Source organism: Micromonospora sp. NPDC049203 (assembly GCF_043197215.1).
Taxonomy (GTDB): domain Bacteria; phylum Actinomycetota; class Actinomycetes; order Mycobacteriales; family Micromonosporaceae; genus Micromonospora.
Genome location: NZ_JBICSV010000007.1, coordinates 73,181 through 86,350, shown reverse-complemented (window position 1 = coordinate 86,350; position 13,170 = coordinate 73,181). Strand labels below are relative to the sequence as shown.

12 protein-coding genes and 1 riboswitch are annotated in these 13,170 nt (G+C 73.3%); of the genes, 5 read left to right on the top strand and 7 right to left on the bottom strand.

All coding sequences use genetic code 11. The features are described from left to right. Positions 1-76 precede the first annotated feature (76 nt). The 4 genes from ACGFIA_RS20050 to ACGFIA_RS20035 all read right to left on the bottom strand — a co-directional run bounded on the left by ACGFIA_RS20050 (position 77) and on the right by ACGFIA_RS20035 (position 4,334). Positions 77-2,050, bottom strand: a complete 1,974-nt coding sequence (locus ACGFIA_RS20050) for an acyl-CoA dehydrogenase family protein (RefSeq protein WP_357476458.1) — start codon at positions 2,048-2,050, stop codon at positions 77-79. 108 nt (positions 2,051-2,158) lie between these two features. Next, on the bottom strand, positions 2,159-2,662 hold the full coding sequence (locus ACGFIA_RS20045; protein WP_357388504.1) for a DUF6328 family protein: 504 nt from the start codon (positions 2,660-2,662) through the stop codon (positions 2,159-2,161). A gap of 89 nt (positions 2,663-2,751) precedes the next feature. Continuing rightward, positions 2,752-3,501 (bottom strand): SIS domain-containing protein, encoded by a 750-nt coding sequence (locus ACGFIA_RS20040; RefSeq protein ID WP_357476456.1) that lies wholly within the window; start codon positions 3,499-3,501, stop codon positions 2,752-2,754. After that, positions 3,498-4,334, bottom strand: a complete 837-nt coding sequence (locus tag ACGFIA_RS20035) for an alpha/beta fold hydrolase (protein WP_393261358.1) — start codon at positions 4,332-4,334, stop codon at positions 3,498-3,500. Before ACGFIA_RS20035 ends, ACGFIA_RS20040 begins: the two co-directional genes overlap by 4 nt. Positions 4,335-4,410: 76 nt before the next feature. After that, positions 4,411-4,517: riboswitch (TPP riboswitch) on the top strand. A gap of 75 nt (positions 4,518-4,592) precedes the next feature. Between ACGFIA_RS20035 and ACGFIA_RS20030 the strand changes: the two genes are divergently transcribed. The 4 genes from ACGFIA_RS20030 (at position 4,593) to gndA (ending at position 9,855) form a co-directional block, all read left to right on the top strand. Then, entirely contained in the window at positions 4,593-5,183 is a 591-nt protein-coding gene (locus tag ACGFIA_RS20030; RefSeq protein ID WP_357388498.1) for an ECF transporter S component, read from the top strand. A 117-nt stretch (positions 5,184-5,300) separates the two neighbouring features. Then, positions 5,301-6,734, top strand: a complete 1,434-nt coding sequence (locus ACGFIA_RS20025) for an ABC transporter ATP-binding protein (RefSeq protein WP_357470621.1) — start codon at positions 5,301-5,303, stop codon at positions 6,732-6,734. Next, the gene (locus ACGFIA_RS20020; RefSeq protein ID WP_357388494.1) at positions 6,731-7,531 is read left to right on the top strand and encodes an energy-coupling factor transporter transmembrane component T; all 801 of its coding nucleotides are present in this window, start codon (positions 6,731-6,733) and stop codon (positions 7,529-7,531) included. The genes ACGFIA_RS20025 and ACGFIA_RS20020 overlap by 4 nt, the downstream gene beginning before the upstream one ends. 881 nt (positions 7,532-8,412) lie before the next feature. Further along, entirely contained in the window at positions 8,413-9,855 is a 1,443-nt protein-coding gene (gndA, locus tag ACGFIA_RS20015) for an NADP-dependent phosphogluconate dehydrogenase (protein WP_393261354.1), read from the top strand. 109 nt (positions 9,856-9,964) lie between these two features. On the opposite strand, the gene ACGFIA_RS20010 is transcribed toward gndA, so the two are convergent. The 3 genes from ACGFIA_RS20010 to recO form a co-directional block, all read right to left on the bottom strand. Continuing rightward, a complete protein-coding gene (locus ACGFIA_RS20010) occupies positions 9,965-10,150 on the bottom strand; it encodes a hypothetical protein (RefSeq protein WP_073831832.1) in 186 nt (61 codons plus the stop codon). Positions 10,151-10,218: 68 nt separating this feature from the next. Continuing rightward, a complete protein-coding gene (locus ACGFIA_RS20005) occupies positions 10,219-10,995 on the bottom strand; it encodes an isoprenyl transferase (RefSeq protein ID WP_357388529.1) in 777 nt (258 codons plus the stop codon). A 32-nt stretch (positions 10,996-11,027) separates the two neighbouring features. Beyond that, positions 11,028-11,903 (bottom strand): DNA repair protein RecO, encoded by an 876-nt coding sequence (gene recO, locus ACGFIA_RS20000; RefSeq protein ID WP_357388490.1) that lies wholly within the window; start codon positions 11,901-11,903, stop codon positions 11,028-11,030. Positions 11,904-12,005: 102 nt separating this feature from the next. Between recO and ACGFIA_RS19995 the strand changes: the two genes are divergently transcribed. After that, positions 12,006-12,803 carry a DUF4097 family beta strand repeat-containing protein gene (locus ACGFIA_RS19995; RefSeq protein WP_357388488.1) on the top strand — a complete coding sequence of 266 codons (798 nt, stop codon included), beginning with the start codon at positions 12,006-12,008 and terminating at the stop codon, positions 12,801-12,803. The last annotated feature ends 367 nt before the right edge of the window (positions 12,804-13,170 follow it).

The following is a 13,170-nucleotide window of genomic DNA, read 5'->3' as shown; positions in this document are numbered from 1 at the left end:
TGTGCCGCGCGGTCCGCGCACCCGGTCGGCCGCACCCCGGCGGCCGACCGGGCGGCACGGCCGCCGGGCGGTCCGGTCAGCCGATGGGCGGGATGCGGCGGCGGACGTCCGGCCCGGTGGACGGGCCGGGTTCCCAGCGGGCCACCCAGGGCAGGTCGGCCGGCGGGGTGACCACGCCCTCCTCCAGCGAGGCGTACCGGCCGGCGACGATCCGCTTGGCTGCGGCCACGTCGACCGAGTCGGTGTTCGACCACAGGCCGGTGAACAGCTCGTCGACGCGCAGCCGCGCCTGCCGGCAGAACAGGTCGGCCAGCTCGACGTTCTCCGGGTGCGCGTCGCGCTCGGCGTAGGCCCGGACGCAGACCGCGCTCATCGCGAACAGCTCCGCGCCGATGTCCACCACCCGGCCGAGGAACGCCTGCTTGCGCTCCATCTTCCCCTGCCAGCGGGACATCGCGTAGAACGTCGACCGGGCCAGCTTGCGGGAGGTCCGCTCGACGTGGCGCAGGTGCCCGGCCAGCGGCCCGAACTCCTGGTACGCCCCGGGCGTCTGCCCCTTGCCGACGGCCAGCGTGGGCAGCCACTTCGCGTAGAAGGCGCCGGCCCGCGCGCCCGCCTTGGCCTTGCGGCCCAGCCCGGCGTCGGGATCGATGATGTCGCCCGCCACCGACAGGTGCGCGTCGACCGCCTCGCGGGCGATCAGCAGGTGCATGATCTCGGTGGAGCCCTCGAAGATCCGGTTGATCCGCAGGTCGCGCAGGAGCTGCTCGACGGCGGCCGGCCGTTCCCCACGGGCGGCCAGCGAGTCGGCCGTCTCGTAGCCGCGGCCACCGCGGATCTGGATCAGCTCGTCGGCGATCCGCCAGGCCATCTCGCTGGCGTAGAGCTTGACCAGCGCCGCCTCGATCCGGATGTCGTTGCGGTCGTCGTCGGCGAGCATGCAGGACAGGTCGAGCATCGACTCCATGCCGTACGTGGTGGCGGCGATGAAGGACAGCTTCTTCGCCACCGCCTCGTGCTCGCCCACCGGGCGGCCCCACTGGACCCGGTCCGCCGCCCACTCCCGGGCCACGTTCAGCGCCCACTTGCCGGCGCCGACGCACATGGCCGGCAGCGAGAGCCGGCCGGTGTTCAACGTGGTCAGTGCGATCTTCAGGCCCTTGCCCTCACCGCCGATCACATTCTCCTTCGGCACGAAGACGTCGTGGAACCGGGTGAGGCTGTTCTCCAGGCCACGCAGCCCGACGAAGGAGTTGCGCCGCTCGACTGTGATGCCGTCGCTGTCGCCCTCCACCACGAACGCGGTGATGCCGCCGCGCCGCCCCTCGCCGGCCGGCACCCGGGCCATCACCACGAGCAGGGTGGCGAGTGTGCCGTTCGTGGCCCAGAGCTTCACCCCGTTGAGCCGGTAGCCGGTGCCGTCGGCGGTGGGCTCGGCGGTGGTGGCGAGCCGGGCCGGGTCGGAGCCGACGTCCGGCTCGGTGAGCAGGAACGCGGAGACCTCACCGGCGGCGAGCCGGGGCAGGAACCGTTCCTTCTGCTCGGGCGTGCCGAACATCTTCAGCGGCTGCGGCACGCCGATCGACTGGTGTGCGGAGAGAAGCGCGCTGACCGCCGGGTTCACCGAACCGACGAGCATCAGCGCCCGGCAGTAGTGCAGGTTGCTCAGCCCGAGCCCGCCGTGCTTGCGGTCGATCTTCATGCCGAACGTGCCCAGCCCGGCCAGGCCGTGGAACACCTCGTCGGGGATGTGGGCGTCCCGCTCGATCGCCTCGCCGTCCACCTCGGACGTCAGGTACGCGCGCAGCGCGCCGAGGAACTCGTCCGCGCGGGCCACCTCGGCCGGGTCGGGGCGGGGCCACGGGTCGATCAGGTCGAGCCGGAACCGGCCGAGGAACAGCTCCTTGCCGAAGCTGGGCCGGTCCCAGGCCGATTCGCGGGCCGCCTCGGCGACCTGGCGGGCCTCCTTCTCGGAGACCCGGCCCGCCTCGGTGGGCAGCGGCCCCGCGCCGTCGGGTGACTCGGGCCGGCTGTTGTGTGTCGTGGTCACGGCTGCCTCCTCGTCGGTCCGGCTGCGTCGACGCGTTCGACGAAAACGACGCTACCCCCGGGTGTTACCCAGGGGTAGCGCCGCGTGCACGTCCGATTTGGCGGACGGTCAGCCGCCGGTGAGCGTCTGCGGGTCGTCGTCCTCGTCGTCGATGTCGTCCTCACCCCAGTTGCGACGGCTGAACGGAAGGATCGCCCAGAAGATCAGGAACCAGAGGCCGGTGAGCGCGCTGAGCAGGAACGCGATCGGCCGGTCGAGTACGAAGTCGGAGACCAGCAGGACCGAGCTGACCATCGCGATGAGCATGAAGAACAGGCCGCCGGTGGCCATCCGGTGGGCGAAGCGGACCAGTTCCGGCTTGCGTCCCTGGCGGAACAGCGCCCGGTGGAACGCCACCGGAGAGATGATCATGGCGGCGGACGCGGCGGCGGTCAGCAGCGCCAGGATGTAGATGTCGCGCTGGAACTCGGTGGTCCGGTCGAACCCGGCACTGAACGGCAGCGTCAGCAGGAAGGCGAACAGGATCTGCACGCCGGTCTGCGCGACCCGCAGCTCCTGCAACAGGTCGGCGAAGTTGCGCTGCCAGCGTTGCTTCTCGGATTCCTTCGACACTCGCGGACCTCCCCGGGAGACGGCACGGCCGGCGGGAAACGCCCACCGGCGCACCGCCTGTGCCCCGTACGGATGATCACGAAACCGGCTCAGGAACCCCTGCGGATCCGGCCTGCGTACCGGGCTTCCAGTTCGGCGTTGTGCTCGTCGCCGCCGGTGATGTTCGCGGACAGGTAGACCGGCGGGCGCTGCCCCGCCGCGACCAGCCGGGCCACCACCTCGGCGACGATCTGCTGGGCGAGCAGCGCGGCGGTGATCGAGGAGACCGCGCCGACCGCGCCGCCACCGGGCAGCGGCAGCGTGGCGTCGCCGTACGGGGCGCCGTTGTCCAGCACCACGTCGGCGAAGTCGGCCAGCTTACGGCCGGACGGGTGCCGCGAGGTCATCCGGGCCGAGTGCCGCGCCGAGGTGATCGCCACCAGGCCGTGCCCGCGTTCCTTCACGATGGACGCGAACTCGACCATCGCCCCGTTCACGCCCGAGTTCGAGGCGAGCACGAACACGTCCTGCGGCCGGATCGGCGCCAGCTCGTAGAGGCGGTGCGCCACCGCCGGGTCGCGTTCCAGCTTCGGACTGAGCACGTCGGCCGGGTCGCCGCCGACAAGCACCAGGTCACGCAACGCGATCCGGTTGGTGGGCACCAGCCCGCCGGCCCGCCCGGCGATCTCCATGGCCAGCGCCTCGGAGTGCCCGGTGCCGAACGCGTGCACCACCCCGTCGGCGCTCACCGCCGCCGCGATCAGGTCGGCCGCGGCGGCCACGTTGCGTCGCTGCTCGGCGGCAACCCGGCCGATGGTCTCGGTCACCACCGCCAGGTACGCCTCGGCGCTCACCGTCATGCTTCCTCCGTTTCCGCACACCGGGCGAGGATCGCCTCGGCCAGCGGGCCGGGCGCCTCGTCCGGGATCCAGTGGCTGACCCCGGACAGCGTCACGAACCGGTAGTCGCCGGTGACGTGCGCGGCGCAGGCCTGCGCCGCCGTCCGGCCGATCGCCACGTCCTTGTCGCTCCAGACGAACGTGGTGGGCACCCCGACCGGGGCGACCGCCTTCATGTCCGCCCCGGTCATCGCGCGATACCAGTTCAGCGCCGCCGTCAACGCCTCCGGCTCGCGCATCCGCTCGGCGTACCGGGCCACCGCGCCGGCGTCGCCCACCCCGCTGAGCAGCCTGCGCAGCGCGGTGGCGTTCAGGGCCAGGAGCACCTTCTCCGCCGTACCCGGCTTGCGGAACAACGTGATGTAGGCGGACTTGACCTTCTGCCGCGGGTCGGTGGCGAGCGCGTGCCCCATCGCGGCCGGGTGCGGCACCGACACCGCGGTCAGCGTCCGCACCCGCTCCGGGTGCGCCGCCGCCAGGCCCCACGCGACGATCGCGCCCCAGTCGTGGCCGACCAGGTGCGCGCGGCTCACCCCTAGTGCGTCGAGGACCGCCGCCGCGTCGGCCACCAGCTCCGGAATCCGGTACGCCCCGACGTCCGCCGGCCGAGCGCCGGGCGAGTAGCCGCGCTGGTCGAGCGCGTACGTGCGCAGCCCGGCGGCGTGCAGCGCGGGCGTGACCGCGTCCCACTCGCCGGAGTGCTGCGGGAAGCCGTGCAGCAGCAGGACCGGGTCACCGCCCTCGGGGCCGCCGGCGCGTACCTCGAACGTCAGTCCCCGCGCATCCACCAGCATGATCGCCACCATACCGACACTCGCCCTGCTGGGCCGGGGGCAGTCGTCGGTGCTAGCGTCTGCGACGAGACAACTTTACATCCGACAGGGGAGCGCACAGCGCTGAGAGTGCGGGCCGGTGCCCGCAGACCCTCGAACCTGATCTGGGTAATGCCAGCGCAGGGAGTTCGGTCGACCTCCAGCCGCGTCGCCGTCCGGTGACCACCGGGCGCGGCGTGCGTCTTCTCCTGGTTCACCTCGACGAACTGGGAGCCAACCGTGAACCACACCGACAGCAACCGCTGGCGTACCGTCGACATCGTCGTCGCCTCGGTCATCGCCGTCGCCTTCGGCGTCGTGTTCTGGGCCTGGGGCCTGCTCTGGAGCGCCACCGACGCGGCGTTCGCGTTCTTCCCGCCGGCCCAGGCCGTGCTCTACGGCGTGTGGCTGATCCCGGCGGTGCTCGCCGGCCTGATCATCCGCAAGCCGGGCGCCGCCCTGTACTGCGAGACGGTGGCCGCGATCGTCTCCGCCCTGCTGGGCAGCCAGTGGGCGGGGATCGTGATCCTCCAGGGCCTGATGCAGGGCATCGGTGCCGAGCTGGCCTTCGCGGCGTTCCGGTACCGCTCGTTCAAGCTGCCGGTGGCGGTGCTGGCCGGTGCGATGACCGGCCTCGGTGCGGCCATCTTCGACTTCGTCTACTGGAACAAGGCGCTCGACTTCGCCTCCTACCGCCTCCCGTACGCGCTGATCACGATCGTCAGCGCCACGATCGTCGCCGGCTTCGGCGCGCACATCCTCACCCGCGCCCTGGCCAACACCGGCGTCCTGGACCGCTTCCCCGCCGGCCGCGACCGAGCCCTGGTCTGACGGCTCGCACCACCCCACCCACCCCGGTGATCAAGGAGTTCGCGTCCGCCGGGCACGGTTTTCCGGACGCGAACTCCTTGATCACGCAGGCTGGGGCGGGAGAGGGGTGGTGGGGGGGTGAGCGGGGTGGTGCTGCGGGGGTTCGGGTGGCGGCACGGGGGACGTCGGCGCTGGGCTCTCCGTGGGGTGGATCTGCGGGTGGAGAGCGGCGAGCGGGTGCTGCTGCTCGGGCCCTCCGGGGCCGGTAAGAGCACCCTGCTGGCCGCGCTGGCCGGGCTGCTGCCGGAGGACTCCGGCGAGCAGGAGGGCACCGTCGAGATCGACGGGCTCGATCCGCGTAAGGCCCGCGAGCGCGTCGGCATCCTGTTCCAGGACCCGCAGACCCAGCTCGTGATGGCCCGCTCCGGCGACGACGTCGCGTTCGGGCTGGAGAACCGCGGCGTACCGGCCGACGAGATCTGGGCCCGCGTCGACGAGGCGCTGCACCGGGCCGGCTTCCCGTACCCCCGGGACCGCCCGACCGCCGCGCTCAGCGGCGGCGAGCAGCAGCGGCTGGCGCTGGCCGGCACGCTCGCGCTGCGCCCCGGCCTGCTGCTGCTCGACGAGCCCACCGCCAACCTCGACCCGGCCGGCGCCGCCCTGATCCGTCGGGCCGTCGCGGACGCGCTCGACCCGGACACCACGATGATCCTGGTCGAGCACCGGGTCACCGAGGCGTTGCCGCTCGTCGACCGGGTCGTGGTGCTCGAACCCGGCGGCGGGGTGCGCGCCGACGGGCCACCCGACGTGGTCTTCGCCGCGCACGGCGACACGCTGGCCGCCGCCGGGGTCTGGGTACCCGGCCACGTCGCGCCACCCCGGCACGCGGCCGCGCCGCCCGGCGACGTGTTGCTCACCGCGGAGCGGCTCGGCCTGCCGCCCCGGCTGAACCCCACCGACCTCCGGGTACGCGCCAGCGAGGCGCTCGCCGTCCTCGGCCCCAACGGTGCGGGCAAGTCGACGCTGGCGCTGCTCCTGGGCGGCCTGCTGAGACCCGGAACGGGCGCGGTCACCGCGTCGGCGGAACTGGCCGGGCGGGACGCGCGCACTCCCCCGCACCGCTGGCGGGCGCCCGCGCTGGTACGCCGGATCGGGTCGGTGTTCCAAGACCCGGAGCACCAGTTCGTCACCGCCACCGTCCGCGACGAGCTGGCGCTCGGCCCGCGCCGCACCGGGCAGCCCGAGACGGCGGTGACCGCCACCGTGGACGAGTTGCTGCACCGGCTGCGGCTGGACCGGCTGGCCGGCGCCAACCCGTACACCCTCTCCGGTGGTGAGGCGCGGCGGCTGAGCGTGGCGACGGCCCTGGCCACCGCGCCCCGCCTGCTGATCTGCGACGAGCCGACGTTCGGCCAGGACCGGCGCACCTGGCTGGAGCTGGTCGACCTGCTGGCCGGGCTGCGCGACGCCGGGCACGGTGTGGTCGCGGTGACCCACGACGCGGACTTCGTGGCCGCGCTGGCCGACCGCACGCTCACAGTGGACCGCTCCTCCGCCGGGGTGGTCCCGTGATCGACCTCGAACCGGTCGCCGCGCCCGGTGCGGCGCTGGCCCGGCGCAACCCGGTGGCCAAGCTGGCCGCCGCGCTGGTCTTCACAGTCATCCTGGTGGCGACGCTCGACCCGGTCGCCCCGGCCGTCGCCATCGCCGTCGAACTCGCGGTGCTGCCGCTGTTCGGCGTCCGCTACCGGGTGCTCGCCCGGCGGGCCTGGCCGCTGCTCGCCGGTGCCGTCGGCATCCTGGTCACGCTGGTGCTCTTCGCCGCCGACCGCTCCGGCCGGGTGCTCGTCGAGGCCGGCCCGGTCCTGGTCACCGAGGGCGTGCTCGTCACGGCGCTGGGCCTGGTGCTGCGGATGCTCGCCGTGGCGCTGCCCGGCGTCGTCGTGTTCGCCACCACCGACCCCACCGACCTGGCCGACGCGCTGATCCAGAACGCGAAGGCGCCCGCCCGGTTCGCCATCGGGGCGCTGGCCGCCTTCCGGATGGTGCCGCTGCTGGAGCAGGAGTGGCGGATGATCAGCATGGCCCGGCGGGCCCGCGGCGTGGACGCCGGCCGCAACCCGCTGGCCAAGCTGCGGCTGTTCGCGTCCACCGCGTTCACGCTGCTGGTCGGCGCGATCCGGCGGGGTACGCGGCTCGCCGTGGCGATGGACGCCCGTGGCTTCGACGCGGGTACCCCGCGCACTGTGGCACGCCCGCAGCGCTTCACCGCCGCCGACGCGCTGTTGGTCGCAGGCGCCGCCGCCCTGGCTGCCGCCGCCCTGGCCACAAGCATCGCCCTGGGCACCTTCCGCCCCTTGATCGGCTGACCCCTCCCCTATCCGCGCCGTTGACCATGAAGTTGACGGCACCGGTTGCCGGGTTTATCGCCGCCAACCTCATGATCAACCGGGCCGGGCGAGATGTTGGTACGGAATGGCCCCTACGAGGGTCGGGGACGCTCGGGCAGGCCCTGGACGGGCCTGCCCGGTGGACGGCTGACCGGGAACGGGACTGTCGATCAGCTGCGGCGGAAGGCGTAGAACCGGGTCTGGCCGGCGCGCTGGCTGCGCCCGGTGAACCGGGCCTGCCGCCCTGCCGGTGGACCCGACCTGGGCGGCGTCGCGGATGCGCCTGGCAGGACCGGGGTCTCCAGAGACTCCGAGGGCGACACCGCCGGCACAGCCGGGACTGGCGACACCGCATCCGGAGACACGGTCGGTGCCGCCAGCTCGGTCGGGAGTACCACCGCGGGCGGCGACGCGGTGAGCGCGTCGAGCTTCGGCGGGGTCACCTGCGGCGCGGACGGCTTACGGGACTTCTTCGGGTTGCGCTTCGCGGGCATTCGCGGGCCTCCTGTCGTACGGACGCGCCGACCGGGACGCGCCGAGCGGGGGCTCCGGTGCGTTCCGATCACGACGGACACCGCGACCGACGGTGGCGGGGAAGGAATGCGGACGCCCGGAGCAGGACGGGTCCACGGGCACTGACGGCGGTGGACCGGGCTCGGAGGTGGGACGTCACTTACGCATGCGGCAACGCTATCCCGTCGCCCGGACGTCCCGCACCCGAATTACCGGAAAGCGAGGCGTGAACGCGCCGCAGACGCACGGCCACCCACCGGTCACGCCCTGTCGACGTCCCCGCCCACTCTCCCGACGACCGCGATACGGTCGCAGCACAGCAGTGCAGACGAGAGGTGGCGGTACGCATGGCAGAGCAGGCGACGGCGCAGATCGGGGTCACCGGTCTGGCGGTGATGGGCCGCAACCTGGCCCGGAACCTGGCCCGCAACGGCTTCGCCGTGGCGGTGCACAACCGGTCGCCGGAGCGCACCCGCAGCCTGGTCGCCGAGCACGGCGACGAGGGCACGTTCGTGCCGTCGGAGTCGCTCGCGGACTTCGTCGCCTCGCTGGAGCGGCCCCGCGCGGTGATCGTGATGGTCAAGGCCGGCGCACCCACCGACGCGGTGATCGACGAGCTGGTGCCGCTGCTGGAGGAGGGGGACATCGTCGTCGACTGCGGCAACGCGCACTTCGCCGACACCCGCCGCAGGGAGGAGGCGCTACGCGAGCACGGCCTGCACTTCGTCGGCACCGGCGTGTCCGGCGGCGAGGAGGGCGCGCTGCTCGGGCCGAGCATCATGCCCGGCGGTTCGGCCGAGTCGTACCGCAAGCTCGGGCCGATCTTCGAGCGGATCGCCGCGCAGGTGGACGGCGAGCCCTGCTGCCGGCACATCGGGCCGGACGGCGCGGGCCACTTCGTGAAGATGGTGCACAACGGCATCGAGTACGCCGACATGCAGCTCATCGCCGAGGCGTACGACCTGCTGCGGGCCGGGCTGTCGGCGAGCCCGGCGGAGATCGCGGAGATCTTCCGGGAGTGGAACGGCGGCGAGCTGGGGTCGTTCCTCATCGAGATCACCGCCGACGTGCTCGGCCACACCGACGCGGCCACCGGCCAGGCGTTCGTGGACGTGGTGCTCGACCAGGCCGAGCAGAAGGGCACCGGCCGCTGGACCGTGCAGAGCGCGCTCGACCTCGGCATCCCGATCACCGGCATCGCCGAGACCACGTTCGCCAGGTCGCTGTCCGGCCACGCCGACCAGCGCGAGGCCGCCCGCCGGGTGTTCGCCGACGCGGGTGACAAGTGGCAGGTGGACGACCGGGAGACCTTCGTCGAGGACGTGCGCCGCGCGCTGCTGGCCAGCAAGATCGTCGCGTACGCGCAGGGCTTCGACCACATCCGGGCCGGCAGCCGGGAGTACGACTGGGACATCGACCTGGGCGGCACCGCCACCATCTGGCGGGGCGGCTGCATCATCCGGGCCGGTTTCCTGGACCGGATCCGGGAGGCGTACGACGCGGAGCCGGACCTGTCGACGCTGCTCGTCGCGCCGTGGTTCGCCGAGCGGGTCAGCGACGGCGTACCGGCCTGGCGACGGGTGGTGGCCGACGCGGCCCGGGCGGGCGTGCCGGCCCCGGCCTTCGGGTCGTCGCTGGCCTACTTCGACGCGCTGCGGGCGCAGCGGCTGCCGGCCGCGCTGATCCAGGGCCTGCGGGACAACTTCGGCGCGCACACCTACCACCGGGTGGACCGGGACGGCTCGTTCCACACCCGCTGGGCGGGCGACCGCTCCGAAGTGCGGGCGTGAGCCGGGCAGGCAGCCTCGCGGCGCGCCTGCGCCGACCGTAGAGCGGAAACGCCCCGCGCCCGGCGGGAAGGCCGGATGCGGGGCGTTACGGTCGGGCCGGGCGTCGCGGTCAGAAGAACCGGCGACGCTTGGCCTTCTGCGGCCGGACCAGGTCGGCGCCCTTGGTCAGCAGACGGCTCACCCCGGACGGGCCGCGACGGGCCTCCAGGGTGTGGCTGAGCCGGCGCGCGCCGGCCGCCGCCAGCGGCACGGCGACCGCCATGACCGCCCACTGCGCGATCCGCTTCTGAATCATGTGGTTCACCTCCGCGTTTGCTGTCTGGAGGTATCGGTACCCAGCTCGGCGCGTCGGTAAGCGTGACGTCAGACGCCCGGGGCGACCGGGTTGGGCAGTGCGCCGCCGAAGCGGCGGTCGCGCTGGGCGTACAGCTCGCAGGCGTACCAGAGGTGGCGGCGGTCGAAGTCGGGCCAGAGCGTGTCCAGGTAGACCAGTTCGGCGTACGCGGTCTGCCAGAGCAGGAAGTTGGAGATGCGCTGCTCGCCGGAGGGGCGCAGGAACAGGTCGACCTCGGGCACCTCGGGGTGGTAGAGGTAACGCGCGATCGTCTTCTCGTTCACCTTGGCCGGGTCGAGCTTGCCGGCCGCCACGTCGCGCGCGATCCCGGCGGCGGCGTCGGCGATCTCGGCCTGGCCGCCGTAGTTGACGCAGAACTGCAGCGTCAGCGTCGAGTTGCCGCGGGACATCTCCTCGGCGGTCTGCAACTCGGAGATGACGCTCTTCCACAGCCGGCCCGCGCGACCCGACCAGACCACCCGTACGCCCAGGTCGACCAGCTGGTCGCGGCGGCGGCGGATGACGTCGCGGTTGAAGCCCATCAGGAAGCGGACCTCGTCCGGCGAGCGCCGCCAGTTCTCGGTGGAGAACGCGTACGCCGACAGGTAGGGGATCCCCATCTCGATCGCGCCCTCGACGGCGTCGAACAGGCTGTGCTCGCCCTGCTCGTGCCCCTTCGTGCGGGGCAGCCCGCGCTCCTTGGCCCAGCGGCCGTTGCCGTCCATCACGATGGCGACGTGCCGGGGCACCGCGGCGGGCGGCAGCGCCGGCGGGCGCGCGCCGGAGGGGTGCGGGGTCGGCGGCACCGGCTCGCGGCGGGTCGCCCTCGTCGATCGGATCACTCGGTCATCTCCCTGTTCACTCCGGCGACGGGCCCGGCGCCGGAGCGCGGCGACGGGACCACATCCGGACCCGCGCCGCCGGGCGGCGGGACCGCGCCGGACGCCGGGGCGCCCCGGTCGACCAGCGGCAGCGAGCGTAGCGCGCGCTCCAGATGCCACTGGAGGTGCGCCGCGACCAGCCCGCTGCACTCCCGGCGTACGCCGGTCTCGGCGGCGTCGGCGTACCCCCAGTCGCCGGAGGTCAGCGCGGACATCAGCGCCAGCGTGGCGGGCGCGGGGTGGGCGGCGCCGGGGGGCCGGCAGTCCGGGCAGACCGCGCCGCCGGCCGGTACGGAGAACGCGCGGTGCCGGCCCGGCTCGCCGCAGACCGCGCAGGCGGCGAGCGCCGGCGCCCAGCCGGCGAACGCCATGCCGCGCAGCAGGTACGCGTCGAGCACGAGCGTGGTGGCGTGCTCGCCGCGGGCCAGCGACTTCATCGCGCCGAGGGTGAGCTGGAACAGCCGCAGCGAGGGCTCCCGCTCGACCGGGGTGAGCCGCTCGGCGGTCTCGGCTATCGCGCTGGCCGCCGTGTAGCGGGGGTAGTCGCCGAGGAAGCGCTTGCCGTACAGCTCGATCGCCTCGACCTGGCTGACGGTGTGCAGCGAGCTGCCCTGGTTGCCCTTGGGGTCACCGGCGAGCTGGAGGTCGACGTGCCCGAACGGCTCCAGCCGCGCGCCGAAGCGGCTCGTGGTGCGCCGCACGCCCCGGGCCACCGCGCGCAACCGGCCGTGCCGGCGGGTGAACAGGGTGATGATCCGGTCGGACTCGCCCAGCTTCTGCACACGCAGCACCACCGCGTCGTCGCGGTAGAGCTGTCGGCGGTACCCGGCCATCAGGCCATTCTCCCTCCGGGTGCGATCTCAGGGTCGGCTCGGGGTGGACCGTCGGGCGATCCCCGATGTGCCGGGCGTCCGGCCGGTCCTAGTGTGCTGGCCATGGCTTCGCTCCGCACCGCACCCCGGCTGCGTGGCGTGGTGGCCGCCACCGCGGCCACCACGCTCATCGTGCTCGCCGGGTGTGACACGCTCTCGTTCCGCCGGCTCGACTACGACCACACCGAGCGGACGAAGATCACGAAGATCACCGTGGACGACGACGGTGCCGGCGACGTGGTGGTCCGGGCCAACGGCCCCGCCGACCAGGTACGCGTCAAGCGCGTGGTCCGCTACCAGGGCGACGAGCCGACCAGCCGGTACGAGATCAAGGGCGACGAACTCGTCCTGCCCACCGACTGCGGGCACCGGTGCAGCATCTCCTGGGAGGTGACAGCGCCGCCCGGCGTGGTGGTACGCGGCGGCACCGGCTCCGGCAACGTCGACCTCACCGACGTCGGCGCGGTCGACTTCACGCTCAGCTCCGGCGACCTGACCGTCAGGGGCGCCACCGGCGAGGTCCGGGCGTCCACCACGTCGGGCAACATGCGGGTCGTCGAGGCGGCCGGCCCGGTGCGGCTGCGGGCCCGCTCCGGCGACATCGAGGCCCGCCGGCTCGCCTCCGCCGCCGACGTGGAGACCACCTCCGGCAACATCGTCGTCGAACTGGACCAGCCGGCTCCGGCCCGGCTGCACGCCACCAGCGGAGACGTCGACCTGGCCGTGCCGGCCGGCCGCTACCGGGTACGCGCCACCGCCACCTCCGGCGACACCGACGTGCGCGTCACCGACGACCCGACCGCGTCGATCCAGCTCGAAGCGTCCGCCACCAGCGGCAACGTCACGGTCAGCACGCGCTGAGCCGACGGCGTCCGGCCGGGTGACTGCATCCACGCACCCCCGACACCCCCACTCCCCAAACTGGCTTCGCGTGACGGCCCCGGCCGGAACCCCACGTTCCCGGAAGTTGACCAAGGAGTTGGTGTCCCCTCAGGCAGGCCAAGACGACCCAAACCCCTTGATCACCGGGGCGCCCGAGGCGGGACGAAACCAGTACGGGGAAGTGGCTAGGTCCACGCACCCCGGACACCCCCATTCCCCCGAACTGGTGCCGCGACCCCGCCCTCACCTCGGCGATCATGAGGTTGGCGGCGACAAATCGGGCACGAACTGCCGCCAACCTCATGATCAACGGGGACAGGCGGCCGGGCGGTCGCGGACGTCGTGA